Origin of the sequence: Poseidonocella sp. HB161398, assembly GCF_005870025.1 — a bacterium.
Taxonomy (GTDB): Bacteria; Pseudomonadota; Alphaproteobacteria; order Rhodobacterales; family Rhodobacteraceae; genus Mangrovicoccus.
On the sequence record NZ_VATA01000001.1, the window covers coordinates 12,726 to 37,372 of the forward strand.

At 71.2% G+C, this 24,647-nt stretch carries 21 protein-coding genes; 14 read left to right on the forward strand and 7 right to left on the reverse strand.

The features are described from left to right. The first annotated feature begins 7 nt into the window (after positions 1-7). The 3 genes from FGX59_RS00065 to FGX59_RS00075 are packed head-to-tail and all read left to right on the forward strand — an operon-like array spanning position 8 to position 2,806. Entirely contained in the window at positions 8-520 is a 513-nt protein-coding gene (locus FGX59_RS00065; RefSeq protein ID WP_138464225.1) for a TRAP transporter small permease subunit, read from the forward strand. Positions 521-524: 4 nt separating this feature from the next. Next, positions 525-1,832 carry a TRAP transporter large permease subunit gene (locus FGX59_RS00070; protein WP_138464226.1) on the forward strand — a complete coding sequence of 436 codons (1,308 nt, stop codon included), beginning with the start codon at positions 525-527 and terminating at the stop codon, positions 1,830-1,832. Between the two features lie 32 nt (positions 1,833-1,864). Beyond that, positions 1,865-2,806, forward strand: coding sequence for a dihydrodipicolinate synthase family protein (locus FGX59_RS00075; RefSeq protein WP_138464227.1), 942 nt, complete (start codon positions 1,865-1,867; stop codon positions 2,804-2,806). 21 nt (positions 2,807-2,827) lie between these two features. Here FGX59_RS00075 and FGX59_RS00080 read toward each other — a convergent pair whose 3' ends face one another. Further along, on the reverse strand, positions 2,828-3,535 hold the full coding sequence (locus FGX59_RS00080; RefSeq protein WP_138464228.1) for a GntR family transcriptional regulator: 708 nt from the start codon (positions 3,533-3,535) through the stop codon (positions 2,828-2,830). A 383-nt stretch (positions 3,536-3,918) separates the two neighbouring features. Here FGX59_RS00080 and FGX59_RS00085 point away from each other — a divergent pair, with 383 nt between their 5' ends. From FGX59_RS00085 to FGX59_RS00095, 3 genes are all read left to right on the forward strand, one after another. Beyond that, complete coding sequence (locus FGX59_RS00085) at positions 3,919-4,179, forward strand: PepSY domain-containing protein (RefSeq protein WP_138464229.1); 261 nt, start codon at positions 3,919-3,921, stop codon at positions 4,177-4,179. Positions 4,180-4,269: 90 nt separating this feature from the next. Next, positions 4,270-4,905 carry a DUF1007 family protein gene (locus FGX59_RS00090; protein WP_138464230.1) on the forward strand — a complete coding sequence of 212 codons (636 nt, stop codon included), beginning with the start codon at positions 4,270-4,272 and terminating at the stop codon, positions 4,903-4,905. Then, entirely contained in the window at positions 4,896-5,810 is a 915-nt protein-coding gene (locus tag FGX59_RS00095) for a nickel/cobalt transporter (RefSeq protein WP_138464231.1), read from the forward strand. Before FGX59_RS00090 ends, FGX59_RS00095 begins: the two co-directional genes overlap by 10 nt. 36 nt (positions 5,811-5,846) lie before the next feature. Here FGX59_RS00095 and sbmA read toward each other — a convergent pair whose 3' ends face one another. Then, positions 5,847-7,157: a peptide antibiotic transporter SbmA gene (gene sbmA, locus FGX59_RS00100; RefSeq protein WP_138464232.1), complete on the reverse strand. Its 1,311-nt coding sequence runs from the start codon at positions 7,155-7,157 to the stop codon at positions 5,847-5,849. A gap of 1,471 nt (positions 7,158-8,628) precedes the next feature. Continuing rightward, positions 8,629-9,834, reverse strand: coding sequence for a hypothetical protein (locus FGX59_RS00105; protein ID WP_138464233.1), 1,206 nt, complete (start codon positions 9,832-9,834; stop codon positions 8,629-8,631). 198 nt (positions 9,835-10,032) lie between these two features. On the opposite strand from FGX59_RS00105, the gene FGX59_RS00110 reads away from it, so the two are divergent. Beyond that, positions 10,033-10,971, forward strand: a complete 939-nt coding sequence (locus FGX59_RS00110) for a sulfotransferase family protein (protein ID WP_138464234.1) — start codon at positions 10,033-10,035, stop codon at positions 10,969-10,971. A 9-nt stretch (positions 10,972-10,980) separates the two neighbouring features. Here FGX59_RS00110 and FGX59_RS00115 read toward each other — a convergent pair whose 3' ends face one another. From FGX59_RS00115 to FGX59_RS00125, 3 genes are read right to left on the reverse strand one after another with little or no spacing between them, the layout of a single operon-like run. Continuing rightward, entirely contained in the window at positions 10,981-14,118 is a 3,138-nt protein-coding gene (locus tag FGX59_RS00115) for an efflux RND transporter permease subunit (protein ID WP_138464235.1), read from the reverse strand. A 22-nt stretch (positions 14,119-14,140) separates the two neighbouring features. Then, positions 14,141-15,292, reverse strand: a complete 1,152-nt coding sequence (locus tag FGX59_RS00120) for an efflux RND transporter periplasmic adaptor subunit (protein ID WP_138464236.1) — start codon at positions 15,290-15,292, stop codon at positions 14,141-14,143. Next, positions 15,289-15,543, reverse strand: a complete 255-nt coding sequence (locus tag FGX59_RS00125; protein ID WP_138464237.1) for a hypothetical protein — start codon at positions 15,541-15,543, stop codon at positions 15,289-15,291. Before FGX59_RS00125 ends, FGX59_RS00120 begins: the two co-directional genes overlap by 4 nt. Before the next feature lie 165 nt (positions 15,544-15,708). Here FGX59_RS00125 and FGX59_RS00130 point away from each other — a divergent pair, with 165 nt between their 5' ends. Then, entirely contained in the window at positions 15,709-16,434 is a 726-nt protein-coding gene (locus FGX59_RS00130) for a response regulator (RefSeq protein ID WP_138464238.1), read from the forward strand. Continuing rightward, the gene (locus FGX59_RS00135; protein ID WP_138464239.1) at positions 16,431-17,747 is read left to right on the forward strand and encodes an ATP-binding protein; all 1,317 of its coding nucleotides are present in this window, start codon (positions 16,431-16,433) and stop codon (positions 17,745-17,747) included. Before FGX59_RS00130 ends, FGX59_RS00135 begins: the two co-directional genes overlap by 4 nt. 526 nt (positions 17,748-18,273) lie before the next feature. Here FGX59_RS00135 and FGX59_RS00140 read toward each other — a convergent pair. Then, entirely contained in the window at positions 18,274-18,453 is a 180-nt protein-coding gene (locus tag FGX59_RS00140) for a hypothetical protein (RefSeq protein WP_138464240.1), read from the reverse strand. 269 nt (positions 18,454-18,722) lie between these two features. On the opposite strand from FGX59_RS00140, the gene FGX59_RS00145 reads away from it, so the two are divergent. The 5 genes from FGX59_RS00145 (at position 18,723) to FGX59_RS00165 (ending at position 24,625) form a co-directional block, all read left to right on the forward strand. Beyond that, entirely contained in the window at positions 18,723-19,283 is a 561-nt protein-coding gene (locus FGX59_RS00145; protein ID WP_240722189.1) for an RNA polymerase sigma factor, read from the forward strand. An 82-nt stretch (positions 19,284-19,365) separates the two neighbouring features. Then, the gene (locus FGX59_RS00150; RefSeq protein WP_171060432.1) at positions 19,366-20,352 is read left to right on the forward strand and encodes a FecR family protein; all 987 of its coding nucleotides are present in this window, start codon (positions 19,366-19,368) and stop codon (positions 20,350-20,352) included. A gap of 153 nt (positions 20,353-20,505) precedes the next feature. Then, positions 20,506-22,983 carry a TonB-dependent siderophore receptor gene (locus tag FGX59_RS00155; protein ID WP_138464243.1) on the forward strand — a complete coding sequence of 826 codons (2,478 nt, stop codon included), beginning with the start codon at positions 20,506-20,508 and terminating at the stop codon, positions 22,981-22,983. A gap of 2 nt (positions 22,984-22,985) precedes the next feature. Further along, positions 22,986-24,200 (forward strand): hypothetical protein, encoded by a 1,215-nt coding sequence (locus tag FGX59_RS00160; protein ID WP_138464244.1) that lies wholly within the window; start codon positions 22,986-22,988, stop codon positions 24,198-24,200. Next, entirely contained in the window at positions 24,197-24,625 is a 429-nt protein-coding gene (locus tag FGX59_RS00165) for a hypothetical protein (RefSeq protein WP_138464245.1), read from the forward strand. Before FGX59_RS00160 ends, FGX59_RS00165 begins: the two co-directional genes overlap by 4 nt. Positions 24,626-24,647: the final 22 nt, after the last annotated feature.

The window sequence follows — 24,647 nt, forward strand, 5'->3', positions numbered from 1 at the left end:
CGGGGCGATGATGGACCGGATCCTCTCTGCGGTCGACGCGGTGTCCCTGGCGCTGTCGCGGGTCGCGCAGGCGGTGACCGTGATCCTCGTCGCCGCGATGCTCTACGAAGTGGCGGCGCGCTATCTCTTCGGCGCGCCGACCCTCTGGGCCTTCGACATCTCCTACATGGCGACCGGCACGCTCTTCGTGCTGGGCGCCGCCCAGGCGCTGCGCGAGGACGCCCATGTGCGCATCGACGTGCTGGCCGCGCGGCTGCCGGCCCGGCTGCGCCGCGGCATCGAGGCGGCAGTGTTCCTGCTGGCGCTGGCGCCGCTCTTCGCGATGCTGGCCCGCGTCGCCGTCCAGCGCGCCTGGCGCGCCTGGCAGCAGGGCGAGGTGGAAAGCGTCAGCCCCTGGGCGCCGCTGATGTGGCCCTTCTACGCGCTCCTGGCCCTCGGCCTCGCCGCGCTTGCCCTGCAGATCGCCGTCCACGGGCTGCGCGCCCTGGCCGGCCGCCCCGACGTCCAGCCGGAGACCTGATCCCATGTCCGTTGCCGCCCTGATGTTCCCCGCGCTCTTCGCGCTGGTCCTGGCCGGGATCCCGATCGCCTTCTCGCTGGCCGTGGTATCGGCCGGCGCCGGGATGATGGTCTTCGGCGACCGCGCCTTCGCGCAGCTCTACGGCTCCTTCTATTCCGCGGCGACCAATTTCATCCTCGCCGCCATCCCGATGTTCGTGCTGATGGGCGCGATCATGGAGCGCTCGGGCATTGCCGAGCGGCTCTTCGGCGTGATGCAGGCCTGGACGCGGCGCCTGCCCGGCGGGCTGGCCGTCGCGACCATCGCCATGGGCGCGGTCTTCGCCGCCGCCGCCGGGGTGGTCGGCGCGGTCGAGGTGATGATCGGCATGATGGCGATCCCGGCGATGCAGCGCGCGGGCTACCGCAATTCGCTGACCGCCGGCACGATCTGCGCGGGCGGCTCGCTCGGCACGATGATCCCGCCCTCGGTGATCGCGGTGATGTACGCCTCGCTGGCGCAGCTCTCGGTCGGCGAGCTGCTGGCCGGGATGATGCTGCCCGGGCTGCTGATGGTCGGGCTCTTCATCCTCTTCCTGATCCTGCAGGGCATGGCCTTCCCGCCCGCGGGCGACGCGGAACCCGTGCCGGATCTGCCGCTGGCGGAGAAGCTGCGCATGACGCTGACCTCGCTCCTGCCGGTCTGCCTGCTGGTCGTCGCGGTGCTGGGCTCGCTGCTGGCCGGGATCGCCTCGCCGACCGAGGCCGCCTCGGTCGGCGCCGCGGGCGCCGCGATCCTCTCGGTCGCCTATCGCCGCTTCAGCCTGCCGATGCTGGCGGACGCGCTGCGGATCACCGTGCGGATCTCGGCGATGATCCTGCTGATCGTGGCCGCCGGAACGATGTTCATGGGCACGTTCGCGGCCAATGGCGGCTCGAAGCTGATCCGCGAGGCGGTGGCGGCGGCGGGGCTTGGCGATGCCGGGATGATCCTGCTTTTCCTCGGCATCGTGCTGCTCTTGGGCTTCGTGCTCGACTGGACGGCGAATGTGCTGATCTGCGTGCCGCTCTTCACGCCCTTCATCCGGCAGGCGGGGATCGATCCGGTCTGGTTCGCGACCATGGCGATCATCGTCATCCAGACCAGCTACCTGACGCCGCCCATGGCCTCTTCGATCTTCTACCTCAAGTCGATCGCGCCGCCGGACATGACATACGGCCAGATGTGCCGCGGCGTGGTGCCCTTCATCCTGCTGCAGCTCGCGACGCTGGCCGCCGTGGCGCTCTGGCCCGGCCTCGCGACCTGGCTGCCCTCGCAAATCGTCGGGTTCTGACCCGGCCCCCTCTCCCGAAGGAAGACAAGAAGATGACGCAAAGCGTGTTCGACGGCTGCATGCCGGCGCTGATGACCCCCTGCACGCCGGACCGGAAACCCGATTTCGACGCCCTGGTCCGCAAGGGCCGGGAGCTGGTGGCGCTCGGCATGTCCGGCGTGGTCTATTGCGGCTCGATGGGCGACTGGCCGCTGCTGAGCGATGCCGAGCGGATGGAGGGCGTCGCGCGGCTGGCCGCGGCGGGCGTCCCGGTCGTCGTCGGCACCGGCGCGGTCAATACCCGCCTCGCCGCCGCCCATGCCGCCCATGCCGCCGAGGCCGGGGCAAGGGGGCTGATGCTGATCCCGCGGGTCCTGTCGCGCGGCTCCTCCGCGGCGGCGCAGAAGGCGCATTTCAAGGCCGTGCTCTCGGCCGCGCCCGATCTGCCGGCGGTGATCTACAACAGCCCCTATTACGGCTTCGCCACCCGCGCCGACCTGTTCTTCGCGCTGCGCGCGGAGCATCCGAACCTGATCGGCTTCAAGGAATTCGGCGGCGCGGCCGACATGCGCTATGCCGCCGAGAGCATCACCTCGGCCGATCCGGAGGTCTCGCTGATGGTCGGGGTCGATACCTGCGTGGTGCATGGCTATGTCAATTGCGGCGCGACCGGGGCGATCACCGGGATCGGCAATGCCCTGCCGCGCGAGGTGCTGCAGCTGGTCGCGCTCAGCCGCGCGGCGGCGGCGGGCGATGCGGTGGCGCGGGCGCGGGCATCCGAGCTGGAGGCCGCGCTCCACGTGCTGTCCTCCTTCGACGAGGGGCCGGATCTGGTCCTCTACTACAAGCATCTCATGGTGCTGAACGGCGAGGAGGAATACCGGCTGCATTTCAACGAGGAAGACGCGCTGAGCGCGCCGCAGAAGGCCTATGCCGAGGCGCAGTACGCGCTGTTCCGCAGCTGGTATGCCGGCTGGAGCGCCGCGGCGGCCTGAGGCCGCCTCCGCCCCTCCCGGTCAGAGGCTGACCGGGCGGCGGCGGTCGCGGGCGATATAGCCCTGGATCTGGCGGACGATCTGGTCGGCATGGCCGGTCGCCAGCCGGTCCGCCGCCGCGATGTCGCGCGCCGCGATCGCCTCGATCATCTGCTCGTGCTCCTCGACATACTGCACCGGCAGCTTGTCGTCGAAGGAGGAATAGTAGAGCCGCAGCAGCCGCCTGCCCTCGTCGAGCAGCCGGGTGAAGAGCGCGGTGTAGTAGGGATTGCGTCCGGCCTCGGCGATGGCGACATGGAAATCGCGGTTCGCGGCGATCATCGCCAGCGCGTCCTGCGCCGCCACCGCCGCCGAGAAGGCCTGCTGGTAGGGCCGGATCCGCTCGAGATCGGCAGGCTCGTGGAACTCCGCCGCCAGCCGCGTGGTCACGCGGTACATCAGCGTCAGCGCGTCGAAGAAGCTGTTCAGGTTCAGGAAGTCGATATGCGACACGATGCTGGAGCGGTTCGGCAGCGTCACCACCAGCCCGTCCGCGGCCAGCCGCACCAGCGCCTCGCGCACCGGGGTGCGCGACATGCCGAAGCGGGCCGATAGCTCCACCTCGTCGATCGGGCTGCCCGGCGCGATCGCCAGATCGAGGATCTCGCTGCGCAGGGTCTCGTAGACGGTCCGCACGCCCGAGCCGCGCGCGCGCTCGGGGGCCTCCGTCTTCTGCTGTGGCTTGGCCATGGTCATGCTCCGGACTGTCGCCGCCCCGGCACGGGCAGCCGATCTTGCGTATTACTAAAATACAAAAAGTATGCAAAAGCCATGCGGAAAACACCCGCGGGGCGCGGATTCCCCCGGCTGTCCGGCAGTCAGGGCAGAACCGGCCCGCTGTCAAGCGCCTGCCCGGTTGCGACCATTGTCTGAGCCGCTCTCACGATCTTCTCAGACATCTCTCAGGCGGCTCTCAGGGCGGCGCGCTAGTCTCTCCGGGCAGGCCGGAGACGGGCCCGGGGAGGACGGACATGCAGCGATATTCCGGAAGGTCCGGGATGGCGGCCGGTGCGCTCCGCGGCGGGACCGGGAGGCGACGGCCGCGCATCACCCAACCCGTGAGGAGGACCCCGATGAAACACCTGTTCCTGGCCGCAGCCGCCGCCATTGCGCTCGCCGCCGCCCCGGCGCTGGCGCAAGACGATGCCGTCCCGCAGGAGACCGTCGACGCGATCATGGCGAAGCTCGCCGGGATGAACTGCCAGATGGACCCGTCGGATATCGAGATGGAGGCGGAGGGCTACGACCTCGACGACGTGATCTGCGAGGGCGGACAGCAGTTCGACATCATGCTCGACACCGACCTGAACGAGACCGGCCGCCGCGCCGAGTGACCCTGCCGGGCGGCGGAGACCGGCGCGCCGCCGCCCGGGCATCGCCGAGGTGAATTGAGCTGCGGGCCGGAACAGGCTAACCAGCACGGCATGAAACCGATCCTCGTCGTCCTGATGCTGCTCCTGCCGCGCCTCGCCGCGGCCCATCCGCATGTCTTCGTCGATGCCTCCGCCGGGCTGCGCTTCGATGCCGAGGGCCGTCTGGCCGGGCTGCGCATCACCTGGCTCTATGACGCCTTCACCACGCTGAACCTCTATGTCCAGCTCGGGCTGGATGCCGACAATGACGGCGCGCTCGATGCCGGCGATCTGGCGAAGATCGCCGAGGGCGAAACCGACTGGCCGCCGGACTATCCCGGCGACACCTACCTGTTCCTCGACGGCGCCCCGGTCGCGCTGGCGCGGCCCGAGAACGGCACGGCGCGGATGGAGGACGACCGGGTGGAGGTCTCCTTCGACCTCGACCTTGCCGCGCCGCTGGAGGTGGCGGGCCATGCGGCGAGCCTGAAGCTCTACGATCCGGAATACTTCTACGCCTACACGCTGGGCACGGTGCTCGACTCGGCCCTGCCCGCGGGCTGCCGGACGGAGGTGATCCCCTTCGAGCCCGATGCCGCCGACAAGGCGCTGCGCCGCGAACTCGCCGCGCTCTCGGCCGAAGAGGTTCCCGACGACCCCCAGATCGGCGCGCGCTTCGCCGACGAGCTGCGCCTGACATGCGGGTGATCGCGGTTCTGGCCGCCGCCGCCGCGCTGGTGGCGGTGCTGGCCTGGGCGGCGACCGGCCCGCAGGCGGCGGCGCTGTTCCACTGGGCGTCGATGCAGCAGCGCGCGGTGCAGGAGGCGATGGCCGGCTCGCTGCGCGCCATCCGCGGCGGCGATCCGCTGGCGCTGGCCGGGCTCTGCGCGCTCTGCTTCGCCTATGGCTTCCTGCATGCGGTCGGGCCCGGACATGGCAAGGTGATCCTCGGCGGGACCGCGCTGGCCGGCGGCGTGCCGCTGCGCCGGATGCTGGCGATCGGCACGGCGGCGAGCCTCGGGCAGTCGGTCACGGCGATTTTGCTGATGACGGCGGGCGCGGGCCTTGTCGCGATGGCCGGCGGCAGCGCCGAGCTGGCCGACGGGCTGCTGGCCGCCTTCAGCCGCTGGGCCATCGCCGCGATCGGCGCCGTCATCGCCTGGCGCGGGGCCAGGCAGCTCTGGCGGACATGGCGCGCGGCCGCGGCGGAGCGGCACGACCATGCCCACGACCATCACGACCATCACGGCGAGTGCGGCTGCGGCCATGTCCACGCGCCTTCGGCCGAAGAGGTCGCGGCGCTGCGCTCGCCGCGCGAGGTCGCCGCGCTGATCCTCGGGGTCGCGATCCGGCCCTGCACCGGGGCGCTGTTCCTGCTGGCCATCGCCTTCCGCTTCGGCATTCCGTCCGCGGGCATCCTCGGCGTGCTGGCGATGGGGATCGGCACCGCGGCCTTCAATGCCATGGCCATCGCCGGCGGCAGTTTCCTGAGCCGGCTCTCCGCCGCCGCCGCGCGCCCGGGCCTCGGCCCGGCCCCCGGACTGGCCGGGGCCGGGCTGCAGATCGCCGCGGGAAGCCTGGTCATCCTGCTGACGCTCGGCGCCGCGCTCTGAGCTCCCGCGGCCGCCAGGGCCGCGGAGAGGCCCCCTCTAGTGACCGAGATCGTGCGACCGCTTGTGCCCGCCCTCGCCCGGTTCCGGCTCTGCCGGCGGCTGGGCGAAGCCGCTCTCCCCGATGGCGGCAGCCTCGATCGCGGCGAGCTCCTCGCCCTTGAAGGCCGCCTCGAAGGCGCGCAGGCGCTTGTAGATCGACAGCATCTCGACGATCGTCGTCCAGGAATTCACCAGGAACTGGAACGAGTTCGAGACCTGGCCGAAGGCGGTCAGGATCTGCTGCCAGATGCCCAGCGTGATCTTCCCCGCCACGATGGTCGGCACCAGGATGATGTTGACGTAGATGTTGTCCGCCTGGATGTAGAGGCCGCGGGCGATGTTGAAGTACATGTAGTGGAAGTAGAGCCGGAAGTAGTTGGTCCGGACATGCGAGAAAAGCTGCGCGACGGTCGGCGGCTGCGCGCGGGAGGGGTCGTCCTCGCCATAGACCAGCTCCTTGCGGTAGGCCGCCTCGACGCGCTGGTTGAGGAATTCCAGCCCCGGCAGCTTGATCCCGACAATCGCCAGAAGCCCGGTGCCGAAGGCCGCCCAGAAGACCAGCGCGACGAAGAGCGGCTCGGGGATCTCGCCGACCAGCGGCAGCTCGGTCACGTATTGCGACAGGTCCCACAGCACCGGCAGGAAGGCGATCAGCGTCATCAGCGCATCGACCACCGAGACGCCGAGCCCCTCCATGATCGAGGCGAAGCGCATCGTGTCCTCCTGCACCCGCTGCGAGGCCCCCTCGATGTTGCGGATCGTGTCCCAGCGGGCCATGTAGTAGTCGTTCATCGCCGTGCGCCAGCGGAACACGTAGTGGCTGACCACGAAGCGGGTGACGACGAAGACGACCATCGCGACCAGGGCGATCTCGGCGAAGAGGCCGATCAGCCCGTAGAGATCGCCCGCCGTCACCGTGCCGCTGCCCGAGAGCGCCTCCTGGAACTGGTCGAAGAAGGGCCGCCGCCAGTTGTTGATGGCAACGCTGACCTGCACGCCGAAATAGGTGGTGAAGAGGATGAAGGCCGAGCCGAGGATCGACCAGACCTGCCAGCGATGCGGCGAGACGGTGAACCAGAAGGCTGCGAAGATCGCCACCCAGACCACGTAGAAGATGTAGAACCACAGGAAGGACGGGGTGAAGAAGTAGCCGATGCCGACGACCGGGTCGCCGGTTTCGGGCAGGGCGAAGCCGAGCGCCGCGCCGATCCAGTCGCCCGGACCGTACCAGACCAGCATGCCGAGGGCGGTCCAGGCGAGGACTGACAGGAAGAAGGCTTTGGGTTTCGGGAAGAAGGACTCAAACACGGCAACGCCATCCGGAAAAGGGGGGCCAGGACCGCCCCGGGTTAAGCGGGGGCGGCGCTCGCCGGAGCCCCGCGGACACTCCCGCGTATGACGCGCCGGAGCACGGAGTCAAACCGGCACGGCCGTCACGGGCGCGCACAGGTTCGGGATCAGGGCCGGTGCTGCTGCCAACGTGGACATCCATCCCGCCCCAGAGTGACGCGAAAGGCGGCGCTTGACGAGTGCGCTGCTGCCGCAGGGCCGCCGCCCGCCGGAATCCGGCCGCCCGCGATGAAAAATCGGCCGCCCGCGCGACGCGCTTGTGCCGGACCTTGGCTGCCGCATTGCCCGCCGTCCCGTCTGGGTTCCGTTGGCAAAAGGGCGTCACTGCCGGGCGCTTCGGTGATTCAAGATCATCGCTGCGATGGAGGCGACCTTGGCGCGCAATCTGATGTCCGATGCGGAAGGCGGTTCTTCGAGCATTCCATCACCGCCGTCCGCGCCCCGAACGGCCGCAAGCCTGTCAACCTCCGCCCTGTTCTGGATGGCATATTCTGGAGTGAGGCGTGAATGCGCCATGGGTTCGAACATCGCGCCGAACGCGGAGCGGTGCCCCGTGGCAGGACCCGCCCGGCGAGTTCGGAAAATGCGGGTCCGTCTACCGCCAGTACCGTCGCAGGAATGAGCCATCATGCGCCACCGGTCCCAGCGCGATGGCGCATGCCGGGCTGCGGGACAGCATCCTGCTGCTTGTCAACGACAGCGACCTCGTGCCCGCCCGGGTCCAGATGCGCGGAACGTACCGGGCCGCGAGGGCCCAGCGGTGGCGGTGGATGCCGAAGACGGCTCTGCAGCGCGGCCCGGGGCTTGTTCCGCTCCCGTACAGGTCCGTCGCAGTCCAGCCCGCCCGGATTTCTGCCATAGGCCGCGAAACGGGGCGGCACCGCCCGGAGATGGCACGGCGCCCGGGCCGGCGCCATGGCGGCAAAGCCGCCGCCAGATCGGAGGCCGCCATCCGCCGAGGCGACCGTTGCTTCCGGCGTTCCGGGCATCTCGAAGGATCGCGCCGGGGAAGTGACGCGATGCGCTGCCGGAGGTGGGGGCGTCCGGAGATCAGTCCGGCCGGGCCCGGCGGCTCCGCGGGCCCTGGGCCAGCAAGCCCGCCTGCCTGCATTTCGGGCGCTTCGGGAGGTCGCCGCTTCCGGGGAGGCGGCGCACCAGGGGAGACGCTTCCGAAGCGGCCGGAACTCGTCGCCCAACCACATGCGGTTCCGCAGGCGCCTCTTCCCGCCAGACCTTGCCTGCGCTCTGCTGCGATACTGCCGGAGCCGAGCTGTCCCGAAGGCGATCCTCCCGGCGGCCGGACGTGCTTGCGGCGTCAGCGGGCTCCGCCGGGGGCTCCGGGGCTGTCCCTCTGCGGAGGCGGCCCGGCGCGCGGCGAACCGGACGTTCTGCGGGCGGGCGGCGCCGGCCGTGACGCCCCCCGGAGGGCCTACTCTCCGGCGAGACGCGCCGACCACTCCTCAACCATCCGTGCGATATGGGGCCCGTTCGGCCGGGCGCGCCTGGCCAGCTTCATCAGCGCCAGCGCGTCCTCGAGCGAGGTCCCGTCCCCGCGGGCGATCTTCGAGGCAATGTCGCGCAACGCGTCGGCATCGCGGTCGCGCAGCGTGGCGGCGACCAGGCCGAACGCCGCCTCGAGCGTCTGGTCGACGATCCGCGCCACCTCCTCCACCGGCACCATCCCGGCCGCTTCGGGGGGCTCCGCCGCCGAGGCAAAGCGGTTTCCGCAGCCGAAATACCGGCCGAAGAAATCGCTGTTCGCGTCGCGGAACCTGTCCTCGATCTCGCGCCGCCGCCCAGGGCTCTGCCTGCCCGCCTTCAGGGCGTCGAGCCTCTGGAAGCGCCGCTTTGCCTGCAGGTTGACCGGATCGACCCCGCCATTGTCCTCCGCCCAGTAGGGGAAGGCGAGGTTGATCCGGCGGAAGGCCGCGGCCTCGAGCAGCGAGATCGACTCGTTGGCGGTGCCGACCTCGGCATCGAGCGCGGCAAAATCCAGCGCCGGGTCGATGGCGGCGAGGAAATCCCTGCGGATGTCGCCGCCGAGGAAGCTGCCGCGGTCGTAGATGCGGAAATCGCAGTTCTCCCGGCCGAAGACGCCGCTCCAGAGATCGGCGATCCGGGCGTGGTTGAAAAAGGGGTTCTCCGGCCGCGCCTGGTCGAGGAAGGCGTCGAAATCCGCGACCGCCGATATCTTCAGCGCCGTGCTGTAGAGCGAGACGGCAATGTCGAACTGGTTGCGGAAATAGCAGACCACCTTGACCCGCGCGAACTGCCCGGCGAGGAAGTCGCGCAGCGCCTCGACCTCGTCGCGCTCCGTCATTCTCGATTGCAGATGCTCGCTGGTGATGGCGAACTGCGCATGGGTTGCGGAGGCCGCGGCGATCTCGGCCGAGAGCCCCTCGAGGAAGCCGTCGAAATAGGCCGCCTTGGCCGCCTGCGTCGCGATGCGCTCGCGCCTGGCCCAGTCGTCGAGCTCCTTGCGGAAATAGGCCGGGAGGAGCCGGTTGTTCGTCATCCCCAGCCGCTCCGACAGGTAGACGCCCTGCGCGCCGAGCTGCGCCCGGTTGCGGTAGAGCCAGTTCTGCAGGATGGTCGTGCCCGTCTTCGCGGTCCCGATATGCAGGATGCAGTCCATGTGCCGTTTCCGCCCTCTTCAAGTCCCGGCTTCAAGCCCCGGCCGAATGTCTGCCATCTGCCGGGGCGCGCCTCAACCCGGAAGCGCCGCCCGCGCTGTCCTGACCGGCGGCGGCCTGCGGGGACCTGACCTCTTGCGTCCGGGCGCGCGAGCCTCCAGCATCCGCCCCGGACTGCCGCGAAGGGGAGATCGGAGCGCTTGGACAGAACCGCAAGACAGCCTGCGAAGAAACGGGTCCCGCTGGCCGGGCTCTCGGCCAGGCTCGGCGTGAACGGGCGCCAGCTCGACTATCTCGTCAATCCCGACCTGGCCCGCGGCATCGCCTATATCGAGACGCCGAAAGTCGCCTGCACCGCGATCAAGGCCTATATGCAGTCGCGCGCGGGCACCGTCCCGGCCGTGGTGCATGACCGCGACGCCTCGCCGCTGCCGCGCCTCTCGGCGCTGAAGATCGCCGACCGCTGGGCGACCCTGGCGGGACCGGTCCGCCGCTTCGGCTTCACCCGCAACCCCTTCACCCGCGTGCTCTCGGGCTATCTCGACAAGATCGTCCGGAACGAGTGGGAGCGCCCGCGCCACCTGCCCCGGCTCGGCTTCGCGCCCGACGCGCGGATCGATTTCGCGACCTTCCTGCAGGCGCTGGCGGCCATTCCCGATGCCGAGCGCGACATCCATTTCGCCCGCCAGACGCGCCTTCTGATGATCGGCGATGTCTCCTACGACTTCCTCGGCGCCTTCGAGCGCTTCGACGCGGATTTCGCCGAGATGAAGCGGCGCTACTACGGCGCCCCGCAAGAGGACGCGACCGCGGGCACGGGGCGGCACCACGCGACCTCGGCGAACAGCCGGCTGGCGGAATTCTTCGGGCCGCGCGAGATCCGGCTGGCGCAGGAGATCTACGCGCTCGATTTCGCCCTCCTGGACTATTCGGCCGAGCTGGCCGATGCCGCGGCGCCGCCCGCGCGCATGGCAGCGCCAGAGCGCTCCGTCCGGCTGGCGGCGCGGCATCTGGGCCTGCCGGATCCGGCCGCGGATATCGCCGGGTTCGACGCCGCGCTGGACGCGGAGCGCGCGGCGGGCCGCCTTGGCGCCGAACGCGTCGCCGATCTGCGCGAGCGCGCGGCCGCCGGCGGCTGAGCGCCGGGCTCAGGCGGGCTGCGTGGCGGGGTTGCGGCGCAGGCGCGCCTCCAGCCGGGCCAGCGCGACGAAGAGCACCGGCACCGCGAAGATCGCCAGAAGGGTCTGCACCAGCATCCCCGAGACCACCGCGACGCCGATCGACTTCGAGGCGGAGGAGCCCGCGCCGGTGACGAAGACCAGCGGCAGCATGCCGAGGATGAAGGTCAGCGAGGTCATCATGATCGGCCGCAGCCGCAGCCGCCCGGCGCGCAGTGCCGCCGCCGCGTGGCCGTGCCCGTCCCGGCCGAGGTCGCGGGCGAATTCGACGATCAGGATGGCGTTCTTCGCCGCCAGCGCCACCAGCAGGATGATCCCGATCTGGGTGTAGAGCGTGTTCGCCAGCCCCAGCCCGAGCAGCGCCGCCACCGTCCCCGCGAGCGCCAGCGGCACCGAGAGGATCACCGCCAGCGGCAGCAGCCAGCTTTCGTACTGCCCCGCCAGCACCAGGTAGATCAGCACCAGCGCCAGCCCGAAGACCCAGTAGATCTGCCCGCCCGCGATCTCCTCCTGGTAGCTCAGCCCGGTCCAGTCGAGCGCCGCGGTGCCCGGCGGCAGGGCCTGGCCGGCGGATTGCGCGACCAGCTCCATCGCCTTGCCCGAGCTGATGCCGCGGATCTGGCCGAGAAGCGCCGCAGCCGGGGCATTGTCGAAACGCGTCAGCAGGGGCGGCGCGACCGCCGGCGCGATCGTCACCAGCTCGGAGAGCGGCACCGCCTGGCCGTCGGCATTCGGCACGCTGAGACGGCCGATCTGCCGTTCCAGCTGGCGCGCGCTGCCCTCGGCCTGCAGGTAGACCTGGAAGGTCTGGCCGAACCAGCTGAACTGGTTGACATAGGCCGAGCCCAGATAGCCCGAGATCGTGGTGAAGACGTCATCCGCGGAGACGCCCAGCCGCGCGGCCCGCACCCGGTCGAGCGCGATGTCGATCCGCGGCGCGGCGAAGCCGGTCGTGCTGCGCAGCCCCACCATCGCCGGATCGGCGGCGCGGGCGCGCTCGATCACCGCGCCGGTCAGCTCCGCCAGCCGGGCCGTGTCGCCGCTGCCATCGGTCAGGCTGACCATGGCAGAGAGCCCGCCGGTCGCGCCGATGCCCTGGATCGAGGGCGGCGGGACGACCAGCGCCGCGCCGTCGGGAAGCCCGGCCAGCGCCTGGCTCAGCCGCTGGTACATCGGCGCCAGCGACAGGGCGCGGCCGCGCGCGTCCCAGGGCTCCAGCACCACATAGGCGAGCCCCGCCGAGGGCAGCGCCGCATTGCCGTCGGTCACCGAGACCCCGGCAACGGTCAGCACCTTGTCGACGCCCGGCACCGCGGCAAGCCGCCTGCCCGCCTCTTCCAGCGCGCGGTCGGTGCGCTCCAGCGAGGCGCCGGGGGCGAGCTGCAGCGAGACGATGAAATAGCCCTGGTCCTCGAGCGGCAGGAAGCCGCCCGGCACTTTCGAGAGCCCGAAGATGGCGAGCCCGGCCACCAGCAGCGCCGCCGCCGTGCCCGCGCCCCAGCGGCGCAGGAGCCGCGCCAGCAGCCGGGCATAGCCGCGCTCGAGCCGCGCGAAGCCCCGCTCGAACCCGCGGAAGACGGCATTCCTCTCCGCCGCGGGCCGCGGCGGCCGCATCCAGAGCGCCGCCTGCACCGGCTTCAGCGTGACCGCGTTGACGGCCGAGATCACCGCCGTCGCGGCGATGACCAGCGCGAATTGCTGGTACATCCGCCCGGTCAGCCCCGGCAGGAAGGCCGCGGGCAGGAACACCGCCGCCAGCACCAGCGTGATCCCGGCGATCGGGCCGGAGAGCTCGTCCATGGCGCGGCCCGCCGCCTCGCGCCCGGGCAGGCCGCGGGCCAGGTGACGCGCCGTGCCCTCGACGATCACGATGGCGTCGTCGACCACGATGCCGATCGCCAGCACCAGCGCGAAGAGCGTCGACATGTTGAGCGTGAAGCCCATCGCCGCCATCGCCGCCAGCGCCCCCATCAGCGTCACCGGCACGGTCGTCGCGGGCACCAGCACCGCGCGCCAGTCCTGCAGGAAAAGCAGGATCACCGCGATGACGATCACGAAGGCCTCGGCCAGGGTCTCCCATACGGTGTCCATCGCCGCCGAGACGAAGGCGGTGGTGTCGAAGGGCACCGACCAGGCGACCCCCTCGGGCAGGCCGCGGGCCAGCTCCTCCATCCGCGCATTGACCGCCTCTGCCACTTCCAGCGCATTCGCCCCCGGCAGCTGGCTGATCGCGATGGCCGCGGCAGGCTGGCCGTCGAGGCGGAAGATCTGGCCGTAGGAGCGCGCGCCGAGCTCGATCCGCGCAACGTCCTCCAGCCGGGTCACCCCGCCGGTCGCCGCGTCGGTCTTCAGAACCAGCCCGGCCATGCCGCCGAGCGCGTTCAGCCGCCCCTCGACGGTGATCGGCACCTGCTGGCCGGTTTCCTCCGGCTGGGGCGGCGCGCCGATGGCGCCTGCCCCGCCGGTCTGGCTCTGCGCCTGGATCGCCTGGGTGACGGCGGCCACCGACAGGCCGCGGGCGCGCATCCGCTCGGGGTCGAGCCAGATCCGCATCGCGTAGTCGCCCGCCCCGAAGATCGTCACGTCGCCGACGCCGGGCACGCGCTGCAGCGGATCGGCCAGGTGGATGCGGGCGTAGTTCGACAGGTAGAGGCTGTCGGCCGCGCCGTCCCCTGCCGTCAGGGCGATGAATTCGAGGATCGCCGAGGAGCGCTGCCGCACCCGCAGCCCCTGGCGCTGCACCGCCTCGGGCAGCTGCGCCTCCACAGGGGCGAGCGCGTTCTGCACATCGACCTGCGCGCGCTGCGGATCGGTGCCGACCGCGAAGGTGACGGTCAGCGCGTAGCTGCCGTCATTGCTGCTGGTCGACTGCATGTAGAGCATGCCGGGCGTGCCGTTGACCGCGCTCTCGACCACCTGGCCGACGGTCTCGGCCAGGGTCTGGGCGGAGGCGCCGGGATAGCGGGTGCTGACCTGGATGGTCGGCGGCACCACGTCGGGATACTGCGCCACCGGCAGCCGCAGCAGCGCGACCGCCCCGGCGAGCACGGCGACCAGCGCGATGACATTGGCCAGGACGGGCCGGGCGATGAAGAAGCGCGAGAACATGGCGGGCTTTCGGCAGGCGGTGTCAGGAGCCGGAGTCGGAGTCGGCCCCGGCGGCGGGACGCGGCGTGACGGCCGTCCCGGCCGGGGGCGCGGCGGCGACATTCGCCGCGACGCCCTCCCCGGTTTCGACCGGCGTCTCGAGCTCGGTCATGCCGCCCTGCGCGGGCCCCGGCTCGACCGCCACGCGCCGCAGCACGCCGTCTTCGACCGCCAGCACGTAGCGGCCCTGCAGATCGGTGCCGATCGCCGCGGTGGGCACCAGCATGCGCGGCCGCGGCGGACCGAGCGGCAGGCGCAGCCGCACGAAGGTGCCGGGCATCACCGCGCCGTCGGGATTGGCGAAGGTGGCGCGCAGCGCGAAGGTGCCCGTGCCCTCGGTCGCGGCCGGAGCCAGGTAGCTGACCGACCCCGCAAGCGGATAGTCCCCGCCGCCGCGGCCGGTCCCGGCCTCGATCCGCACCGGTCCCGTCCCGGGAAAGGGCAGCCCCTCGGCACGCAGCGCCGCGCGCAGCCGCAGCATGTCGGTCTCCGAGACGGTGAACTGCACCTCGATCGGATCGGTCTGGTAGAGCGTGGCCAGCGTCTGGGCGCCATTGGCGCCGACATAGGCGCCCGGATCGGCGGTGCGGGCGGCCATGACGCCGCCGAAGGGCGCGCGCACGCTGGTGTAGCCCAGCTCCAGCTCGGCGGTGCGCAGCCCGGCTTCGGCGTTCTTCTCGGCGGCGGCGGCCTCGTCCCGGGTGGCCTGCGCCTGGTCGAGCGAGGACTGGTCGGTGACGTCGCGCGCCCGGAGCGCCTTCTGCCGCGCCAGCTGGGTCTCGGCATAGGCGAGCTGCGCCCGTGCGCTGTCGAGTGCGGCCTGCGCCTGACCGAGCTGGGCCCGGTAGGGCTCCGGCTCGATCAGGAACAGCTCATCGCCCTCCCCGACTCGCGTGCCGTCCGCGGCATCCGCCGCGCGCAGGTAGCCCGGAACCCGGGCTACCAGATCCACCTGGAGCGACGCGGCCGCCGTTCCGCTGGTGGTGTAGTAGGCCTGAAGCGCGCGCATCTCGGTCGCGGCCACGGCCAGCTCGGGCGGCGCTGCCAGGGCCTGCGCCCCGGACAGCGCCGCGATCCCGGCCGCCAGCCCCGCTGACTGGAGGCATGCCCGGAGCGGACGGCCGGGAATCCTCATTGGCCGCGCAGCGACTGCAGCGTTGCCACGGCGTCCTGGCAGGCGACCGAGAGGCTGTCCTTGTGCTCCGACAGGCACTGGCCGACTTCGCGCCGGCCGCTTGCCGCGCTGCAGAACTCCGCGACATCGGGTTCGCAGGCCGAAGCCACGTTCCGGGCCGCCTCCTGCACGGTCTGGGCGAAGCTCGCCGCAGGGACTGCCAGAAGCAGCATGGCAGCGGCAAGGACAGGGCGGAAGGGTCTGCGTAGCACGTCAATGTCTCCTTGGTTGCGGGAGGCTGCCCCGATGGCAGCCGCCGATCGACCGACGCCACTTTCGCCCTCGCGGTTTTCGCGGGGATTGCGCCAATGTATCAATTTGTAACGGCCGCCCGAGGGCGATTGCCGGTCCCGCCGCGCTGTCCCATCATGCCGCCCATGGACCGCCACCGCCTGATGATCGTCGAGGACGACCCCGAAATCCGCGTCTTGCTGACCGACTATCTCGGCGGCGAGGGCTTCGACGTGACCGCCGTGACCAGCGGCAGCGATCTCGACGCGGCGCTGGCGCGGCTGCGCCCCGGCGGCGGGCCCGATATCGTGATCCTCGACATCATGCTGCCCGGCGAGGACGGGCTGTCGATCTGCCGGCGGCTGCGCCGCGACCGGCCCGATCTGGCGATCCTGATGCTCACGGCGCGGCGCGACGATGTCGACCGGATCGTCGGGCTGGAGCTCGGCGCCGACGACTATCTCTGCAAGCCCTTCAACCCGCGCGAGCTCCTGGCCCGGATCCGCGCGATCCTGCGCCGGGCGGCGGCCCAGGCCGCGCCGCCGGCCCGGCGGCAGCTGCGGCTCGCCGGGCTGGTCGTCGATCTCGACGCCCGCCAGGTTCTGGATGCCGGCGGCACCGATCTGGGGCTGACGACGGCGGAATTCGACCTCTTGGCCTGCTTTCTCGACCGGCCGCGCCGGGTCCTGACGCGCGACCTGCTGCTCGATCTGACCCGCGGGCGCGACCATGACCCGTTCGACCGCACGATCGACGTGACCATGTCGCGGCTTCGCGCGCGCCTGGCGCCGGCGCTGCCCGGCGGCCTGCAGCTGATCCGCACGGTGCGCAATGCCGGCTACCTGCTGACCGTCGCGGCCGACCCGGCATGAGGCCAGGTTCCGGACTTCCCGGCCTGACGATGGTCACCCGCGTCATGCTGATCGTGGCGGCCGCGCTTTTCGGGGTTCAGCTCATGGCGATGGCGGCCTTCTACACGGTGGCCCGCCCCGCGGCCGGAACCGGCCCCGGCGGGACCGGCAGCATCGCGGCCCAGGCCGCCGCCCTGGTCCGGCTGCTCGACGCCGCCCCGGACCAGGGCGCGCGGCAGGAGATCCTGGCCGCGGCCGGGGGCGCGGAGGCCGGGTTCGAGCTTGTCGGCAGCATGCCCGCCGCGTCGACGGCGAAGTTCGCCCGGCCCGCCGAATTGCTGCGCCTGAAGCTCGCCGCGCAGAAGCTGAGCACGGATGTCGTCGTGGCCGGTCCCTCGCGCGAGGACCGCCATCTGCAGGTCTGGGTCCGGCTCGAGGACGGCGGCGTGCTGCGGATCCGGGTCGACGAGGGCCCGACCCTGCGCGTGCTCGGCATGCCCTTGGGCTTCTTCGTCGGGCTCGTGGGGCTTTTCGTGGCGCTCGCCGCGGTGCTGGCCGTCCAGCGCGAGCTGCGCCCGCTGCGGCGGCTGGCGGCGATGGTGGCCCGCGACAGCGGCCGTGCGCCGGCCGTGGCGATCCCCGAGGCCGGCGCGCCCGAGATCCGCGTCGTGACCCGCGAGATCAACCGGATGCAGGCCCGCAATGCCGCGCTGATCGCCAGCCGCACGCTGGCGCTGGCGGCGATCTCCCACGACCTGCGCACCTACCTGACCCGGCTGCGGCTGCGGCTGGAGATGATGCCCGAGCATCCCCAGCGCGACCGCGCCGTGACCGACATGGACGAGATGGAGGCGCTGATGGAGGACACGATCGACTTCATCGGCACCTCCGCCGCGGCACGGGGCCCGGCCGAGCGCTGCGATCCGGCGCCGGTCCTGGCGGCCCGGGCCGAGCGGCACGGGCTCGGCCCGGAGCGGCTGCAGCTCGGCCCGGACCTGCCCGAGGTCCCGCTTTCGGCGCAGGCGCTGGGGCGCATCCTCGACAACCTCCTGGAGAATGCCCGCCGCTATGGCGGCGGCGGCGAGCTCAGCGCGCAGCGCCAGGGCGACGCGCTCTGCCTCGAGATCGCCGATCGCGGCCCCGGCATTCCGCCCGCGGAGCGCGCGCGGGTGCTAGAGCCCTTCGTCCGGCTCGAGGTTTCGCGCAGCCGCGATCTGGGCGGCGCGGGGCTGGGCCTGGCGATCGTGCAGCGCCTCGTCTCCGAGGCCGAGGGAAGCCTCGAGCTTCTCGGCCGCGAGGGCGGCGGGCTGCTGGTGCGTCTGACCCTGGGCTGACGGCGCGGGGCGGCCCCGGTGCGAGCGGCCTTGCCGCCGATGGACCGGAGCAAGCCAGGGCGACCCGCCTGGCTGCGGCGGCCTGCACATGGCCCGGGCCGGGCATCTTCCTGCAGCCGCCCTTCGCCTCGGGGCCCTCCGGCCGGTCCGGCTTTCCGTAGCGGACATCCGGGACGCAGGACCGTCTGCACTACCGGTCTGCCCGGGCTCCGGACAAAAAAAAGGCCGAGACAAGCTCGGCCCTAGTCCAACAGGGAAACAGAAGGTGATGAGAGCTTCCTCGCATCGCCCGCTGATATGCACACCGTATAGGCAAAATGAAAACTTCTCAAGAAAAGTAGTGTTGCACTAAGGGAATAGCCGTCATGCAGAGGCATCGCGGAAGGCCTCCCCAAGGGTGCGCGGTCCTGCTCGGCCTCGCGCGTCCCCGCTCCGGCCGGGGGCCCGAAACGGCGCTGCCGCGGGGCCGGACAGCGCCCTGCCCCGCGATGCGCGATCCGTGCCGCGGTCCCGCCGGATGGCGGCGCTAGGCTGCCGGGTCCAGTCCTGCGCGGCGGGCGCGCTCGGTGCGGATCCAGTCCTGCCAGAGCGCCGCGAATTCCCGCGCTTCGGCTTCGGGGCCGAAGCGCACCGTCACCGGCACGCCCGTTGCCTGCTCCCGGTCGCGCACCACGAAGCGCCCGCCCTCCTCGACTATCTCGATCATCGTCCTGCTCCGGCCTGTCTGCCCTGCGCGGCGGAGTACACCCGCTTGGTGACCGTAGCGCGACAGGGCCGCCGGGCCGGATAGCGGAATCCCTGACCCGGCGGCGGGCCGCCATTGTCCCGCGGTCCTGCCGGGCGCCCCGGTCTTGCAGTGCTCCGGGGGATGCGGTTTAAATGGCACGCCGGCCTTCGCACAGCTTTCGCGCCTGTCCTCTCAGGTCCCGTCGCCAACATCACAGAGCCGGAGTTGATGTCAGGGATGCGGGGACAGTGGCAGACAATCCGGTTCAGCGGCTCTTCACCTCCCATCGCGGCGAGCTCGAATCCTATCTCACCCGCAAGATCCGCGACCCCGAGGTTGCCGCCGACCTGACGCAGGAGACCTTCCTGCGCTTCATGCAGCGCGGCGGCGAGACCGGCGAGGTGATCGGCAATGTGCGGTCCTATCTCTACCGCACGGCGCATAACCTGATGGTCGACTACCTGCGCCAGCAGGGGCGCGCGCGGGTCGACACGCCGGGGCCGGAGGTGATGGACCATCTCACCGACGACCGGCCCGACCAGGAACAGGCGACGCTGGACCGCGAACGGCTGCAGCTGCTCGCGGCGGCGCTGCGGGACCTGCCGCTGCGCAGCCGCCAGATCTTCCTGCTCGCCCGGATCGAGGGGCTGAGCTACCGCGAGGTGGCCGCCCGGCTGGAAATCTCGGAGAGCTCCGTGCAGAAGCATCTTGCCAGGACGCTCCTGCATGTGACCCGGCGGCTGGCGGAGGGCGGCGAGATGCCGTCACCTGCGGCGGCGGGCCGGACCGGGCGCGGGCGGCGGCAATGACCAGATGGCAAGACCCTTGCCGGAGTGCGGCGCCCCGGGCGTCCCATCCGGTGACGCAAGCCCAGAACGGCAGGGACCAGACGTGAGCATCGAGGATCTCGCAGCAGAAGACCCGGAGGCCGAGGCCGCCGCATGGGTGGTCCGGCTCGGCGATGCCGGGCTCGACGGCGCGGCGCGGGCTGAGGCCGAGGCGGAGTTCGCGGCCTGGCTGGCCCAGGGACCGCTGCAGCGCGCCGCCTACGCCGAGGCGGAGGCGCTCTGGGGCGCGCTCGGACAGCTCGACGCGGCCGATCTCGTCCCTGCCCCGGCGGGTGCGCTGCCCGCCGCGGCGGCCCGGCCGCGGCGGCTGGTGCGTGCGGCGGCAGTGCTGGCCCTGGCCGGGATCGCGGCGGTGGCGGGAACGGCCTTCTGGTACGGCAATCCCGCCGTGCTGATGCAGGCGGACTACCTGGCAGGGCGCGGCGGGCTGCGGGAGGTGGCGCTGCCGGATGGCAGCCAGGCCGAGCTGGCCTCGGGCAGCGCGATCCGCGTGGCCTATGACGGCGCGGCGCGGAAGGTCGAGCTGTTGCGCGGCACCGGCTATTTCATCGCCGCCCCGCAGACGGAGGCCGAGCCCCGCCCCTTCGTCGTCGAGGCCGAGGGCGTGACCGCCACGGCGCTCGGCACGGAATTCATGGTGGCGATCGCGCCGGACAGCCTGTCGGTCCTCGTCACCCGCCACTCGGTCCGGGTGTCGGCGGGGCCGGAGCAGCTGACGCTGCCGGAGGATCACGAGGTGCGCTTTGCCCCCGGGACCGGCTTCTCCGCGGTCGAGACCGGCACGGCGGATTTCGCCACCGCCTGGCGCCGCGGCCTGCTGATCTTCGACGACCGCCCGCTGGGCGACGTGGTGGAGGAGCTCAACCGATACCGCCATGGCAAGATCGTGATCCGCAGCGCAAGCCTTGCCGCGCGGCGGGTCAGCGGCGTCTTCGACATCACCCGCATCGACGAGGCGGTGGACCATATCGCGCGCGATCTGGATCTGGGGGTCTTCCAGCTGCCGCCGATGGTGACGGTGCTCTACTGAGCCGCAGGAACGCCGCCCAACCCGCTGGAATCACGCGATAACGAAAATAGTCGAAATTCTTCTTACCGAAATACCCGACTAATTCCGTCTTACATTCAGACGGCCGGAAAACGGCCCCTCGCTGCCCGGCAAAGGGCGAATGAAGGACGGGACATGACAGGATATTTCGAACCGCGGCGGCCGGTGCGGCGCCGGGCGGGATCGCGGCAGGGCGCCGCGGGGCGCAGCGCATGGATGGCGGGCCGGATCGCCCTCTGCCTGGCAATGGCGGTGCCGCTGCCTGCGGGCATGGCGGCGGCGCAGGAGGCGGCGGCCGACCGCGCGATCAGCTTCGACATCCCGGCGCAGGATCTCAACCGCGCCATCCTGAGCTTTGCCAACCGCGCGGGGGTGCAGGTGCTCTATGACACGGCCGCGGTCTCGGGGCTGCGCAGCGCGGCGGTGAACGGCACCATGCCCGCCGACCAGGCGATCGCCCAATTGCTGCGCGGCACCGGGATCAGCTACCGCTTCACCTCGCCCACCAGCCTGTCGCTGATCCTTCCGGGCGAGGCGCAGGCGCCGGGCAGCGACGTGCTGCTGCTCGATCCGATCTACGTCAATGGCGAGCGGGCCAACGGGCCGGTCGACGGCTATATCGCCGAACGCAGCGCCACGCTGAGCAAGACCGACACCCCGATTGCCGAGACCCCGGGCTCCGTCTCGGTGGTCACCGCCGACCAGGCCCGCGCGCAGAGCGCCGCCAGCGTGGTGCAGGCGCTGCGCTATTCCCCGGGGGTGAATGCCGAAGTGCGCGGCTCTTCCACGCGCTACGACATCCCCTACATGCGCGGCTTCGGCTCGCCGTCGGAATCGGTGCTCTATGCCGACGGGCTGCCGCTCCTGCGCGGGTCGAGCTACTCGATCCCGCAGATCGACATTGCCGGCATCGAGCGGGTCGAACTGCTCAAGGGCCCGTCCTCGTCGATCTATGGCGGCACCCAGGCCGGGGGGCTGGTGAACGTGGTCACGAAGCGCCCGACCGCGACGCCGCAGGGCGAGGTGTCGCTGACCTATGGCAGCTTCAACCGCGTCGAGGGGACGGTCGATCTCTCCGGCCCGGTGGCGCAGAGCGAGACGCTGAGCTACCGCTTCATCGGCCATTTCAAGGATGCCGACACCCAGGTCCGCCATACCGAAGAGCAGCGCGTCTTCCTCAATCCCTCGCTGAACTGGCATCCCGACGCGGATACCGAGCTGAACGTCTCGCTGAGCTACACCCACGACCCCGAGGGCGGCTATTACGGCGTCCTGCCGACTTTCGGCTCGGTCTATGCCAATCCGGGTTTTGCCGACATTCCGAAGGACTTCTTCGACGGCGAGCCCGCGCATGACCAGTTCGAGCGCGAGCAGGTCCTGCTGACCGCCGATCTCCGGCGCCGCCTCACCGATGTCTGGACCCTCAATGCCAAGGCCAGCTACATCGACCTGACGGTCGATACCGCCTCCGTGCTGCCCTATGCGCTGGCCGGCACGACGATCTACCGCTACGCTTGGGACACGCAGGAGGATCTCGACGGGGTCGCGCTCGACGCCAATGTGCTGGGCGAATTCGCCACCGGGCCGGTCGAGCACGACCTTCTGTTCGGGGTGAACTACCAGCGTCTGAACTGGGACTACCAGGCGCAGTACGGGGCGGCGCCCTCGATCGACTATCTCGATCCGGTCTACGGGCAGGCGGTGGCCGATCCGGGCGAGTATATCGACCAGTACCAGGAGCAGAGCCAGGCGGGCATCTACCTGCAGGACAAGGCCACGATCGGCCGGGTCGATCTCTGGGCGGGGCTGCGCTACGACCATGTCGAGACCGACACCAGGGACCGGATCGCCGGGACCGACGCGCATGTCACCGACGAAGAGCTGAGCGGCCGGCTGGCGGCGGTCTACAATTTCGACAACGGCGTCTCGACCTATGCCAGCTGGTCGACCTCCTTCCTGCCGGTCGCCGGGACCGACACCGCGACGGGCGACGCCTTCGAGCCGCTGACCGCCGAGCAGTACGAGATCGGCGTGAAATACGCGCCGCAGGCCTTCCCCGGGCTCTTCACCCTCGCGGTCTACGACATCACCCAGGACAACACGATCACCACGAACACGGTCAACGAGAAGTACCAGAACGGCCGGACGGAGGCGCAGGGCATCGAGTTCGAGGCCAAGTTCCGTCCCCTGCCGAACTGGAACGTGGTCGCCGCCATCGGCGCCGTCGATGCCGAGCTGGTCGAGGGCGAGGGCTACGCCGTCGGCCACAGCCCGGTCGGCACGCCCGAGAAGACCGCCTCGATCTGGAGCGACTACGCCTTCGAGCGGGGCGCGCTCAGGGGCCTGGCCGTGGGCGCGGGCCTGCGCCATGTCGGCAGCTCCACCGGCGGCTTCCAGAGCGACGGCAGCCGCATCCGCGTGCCGAGCTACACCCTGGCCGACGCGATGGTCAGCTACGACCTGGCGCAGCTCGGCGACGGCTGGACCGGCATGAGCATGCAGCTCAATGTCACCAACCTTTTCGACGAGACCTATGTCACCTGCCTGGGCAACAATTTCTGCAACTACGGCAACGAGCGGGCGGTCTCGCTCAAGCTGACGCGGCGGTGGTAGCCATGGCCGTCACCGACCGGATCATGACGCGCGAGGGCCCGTCCCAGATCGCGCTCCTCGCCGCGCTGACTGCGCTCTATGCGGGCTTCGGCGCCGTGCTCGGGCTGATCCAGGGGGGGCTGCCGCCGCTCCTGATGGCCGCGGGGATGGGGACCGGGGCGGCGGGGCTCGCCTACGGGTTCTACATGCCCTTCGGGCTCGCCTTCCTCTGGGCGCCCTGGATCGACTGCTGGCGGCTGCCCCTCGTCTCGCGCTTCGGCGCGCGCCGGGGCTGGATCGTGGCGACCCAGGCGCTGACGATCCTCGCCGTGGCCGGGGTCGCGCTGGTGCCGGGCGATGCCATCGCCCTGCTGATCGCCCTGGGCTTCCTGGCGGCCTTCTCCATGGCGACGATGGATCTGGCGCTCGACGGGCTCGCGGTGGAGCGGATCGCGCCGCAGGCGCGCAACTGGGCGGCGGGGCTGAAGCTGGCGGCGCTGGCCTCGGGCTCGATGTTCGGCGGCGGGCTCCTGGTGGCGCGCTTCGCGGACTGGGGACGCGAGACCAGCTTCCTCGTCCTGGCGGCGCTTCTCGCGGTGCTGCTCCTGCCGGTGCTCGCCCTCGGCCTGCCCGAGCGGCCGGCGCGGGAGGAGAGCGCCCATGCCAGCCTGCTGCGGCTCCTCAGGGACCCCGAAAGCCGCGCGCGGCTCCTGCGGCTGGTGGCGATCTGCGCGGTGATCTTCCCGGCAAGCGGGCTCAACCGGCTGATGCTGGTGGCGATCGGCGTGCCGCTCGGCCAGATCGGCTGGGTGGTGGGCACGCTCGGCCCGGCGGGGATGATCGCCGCCTCGGCCCTGGCGATCCCGCTGATGAACCGGGCGGGCCACCGCCGCAGCCTGCTGGTCTTCGGCGCGGTCAGCCTGGCGGCGATCCTGCTCATGCTCTGGGGCGTGATCCTGGGCGACACCCGTCCGGCGCTTGCCGGCGCGGTGGTGATCGGCGGCTCGGTCGGCGGCATCTTCGTCGTCTATGCCGCGATGATCCTCGGCTGGGCCAGGGGGGCGCAGCCGGTCACCGACTATGCCGCCTATTACGGGATCGGCCGGTTCATCGCCGCCGTCGCCATGCTGCTGAGCGCGCAGCTGGCCAGATACATCGACTGGACGTGGTATTTCGCGGTGCTTGCCCTGCTCTTCGTCCTGCTCATGGCGCATTTCAGCACAAAGGTGGAGACATGACCTCCGGACCCCTCCCGCAGGACAGCCTGCCCGATCTCTTCGACATCCGCGACTGGCCGGTCGCCCGCATCCGCTTCCCGCAGCTCGGCGAGCCGGGCCGGGTGACGCGGCTGACCGAGGGGATGGACATGCTGATCGCCCGCGGCGAGCCCTTCAGCGTGATGTGGTACGTCGCCGATCACGACCCCGAGGACGAGCCCCGGGACGACGACCGCGCCGCGCATGTCTGGCTGAAGCGCGTCCGCAGGGATCTCGACCGGCTGGTGCAGGGCTATGCCTATGTCGTGCCCAACGACAAGATGCACGCCATCCTGCACGAGCGCGTGGAGAAGGTCGCCTCGAAGCTCTTCAGCTTCCCGATCTTCGTCACGCTCGACGAGGCCGAGGCGCTGTCCCGCGCGCAGGGCTGGACCGCCGCGGCCTAGGCCGCCGCATCGCCCTGGCCGG

Excerpts from the sequence above, each read along its gene's own strand:
- FGX59_RS00075 (WP_138464227.1), top strand. The coding sequence starts at position 1,865 with ATGACGCAAAGCGTGTTCGACGGCTGCATGCCGGCGCTGATGACCCCC.
- FGX59_RS00065 (WP_138464225.1), top strand. The coding sequence starts at position 8 with ATGATGGACCGGATCCTCTCTGCGGTCGACGCGGTGTCCCTGGCGCTG.
- FGX59_RS00095 (WP_138464231.1), top strand. The coding sequence starts at position 4,896 with ATGCGGGTGATCGCGGTTCTGGCCGCCGCCGCCGCGCTGGTGGCGGTG.
- FGX59_RS00140 (WP_138464240.1), bottom strand. The coding sequence starts at position 18,453 with ATGATCGAGATAGTCGAGGAGGGCGGGCGCTTCGTGGTGCGCGACCGG.
- FGX59_RS00115 (WP_138464235.1), bottom strand. The coding sequence starts at position 14,118 with ATGTTCTCGCGCTTCTTCATCGCCCGGCCCGTCCTGGCCAATGTCATC.
- FGX59_RS00165 (WP_138464245.1), top strand. The coding sequence starts at position 24,197 with ATGACCTCCGGACCCCTCCCGCAGGACAGCCTGCCCGATCTCTTCGAC.
- FGX59_RS00080 (WP_138464228.1), bottom strand. The coding sequence starts at position 3,535 with ATGGCCAAGCCACAGCAGAAGACGGAGGCCCCCGAGCGCGCGCGCGGC.
- FGX59_RS00130 (WP_138464238.1), top strand. The coding sequence starts at position 15,709 with ATGGACCGCCACCGCCTGATGATCGTCGAGGACGACCCCGAAATCCGC.
- FGX59_RS00085 (WP_138464229.1), top strand. The coding sequence starts at position 3,919 with ATGAAACACCTGTTCCTGGCCGCAGCCGCCGCCATTGCGCTCGCCGCC.
- FGX59_RS00155 (WP_138464243.1), top strand. The coding sequence starts at position 20,506 with ATGACAGGATATTTCGAACCGCGGCGGCCGGTGCGGCGCCGGGCGGGA.
- FGX59_RS00160 (WP_138464244.1), top strand. The coding sequence starts at position 22,986 with ATGGCCGTCACCGACCGGATCATGACGCGCGAGGGCCCGTCCCAGATC.
- FGX59_RS00070 (WP_138464226.1), top strand. The coding sequence starts at position 525 with ATGTCCGTTGCCGCCCTGATGTTCCCCGCGCTCTTCGCGCTGGTCCTG.
- FGX59_RS00135 (WP_138464239.1), top strand. The coding sequence starts at position 16,431 with ATGAGGCCAGGTTCCGGACTTCCCGGCCTGACGATGGTCACCCGCGTC.
- FGX59_RS00105 (WP_138464233.1), bottom strand. The coding sequence starts at position 9,834 with ATGGACTGCATCCTGCATATCGGGACCGCGAAGACGGGCACGACCATC.
- FGX59_RS00090 (WP_138464230.1), top strand. The coding sequence starts at position 4,270 with ATGAAACCGATCCTCGTCGTCCTGATGCTGCTCCTGCCGCGCCTCGCC.
- FGX59_RS00120 (WP_138464236.1), bottom strand. The coding sequence starts at position 15,292 with ATGAGGATTCCCGGCCGTCCGCTCCGGGCATGCCTCCAGTCAGCGGGG.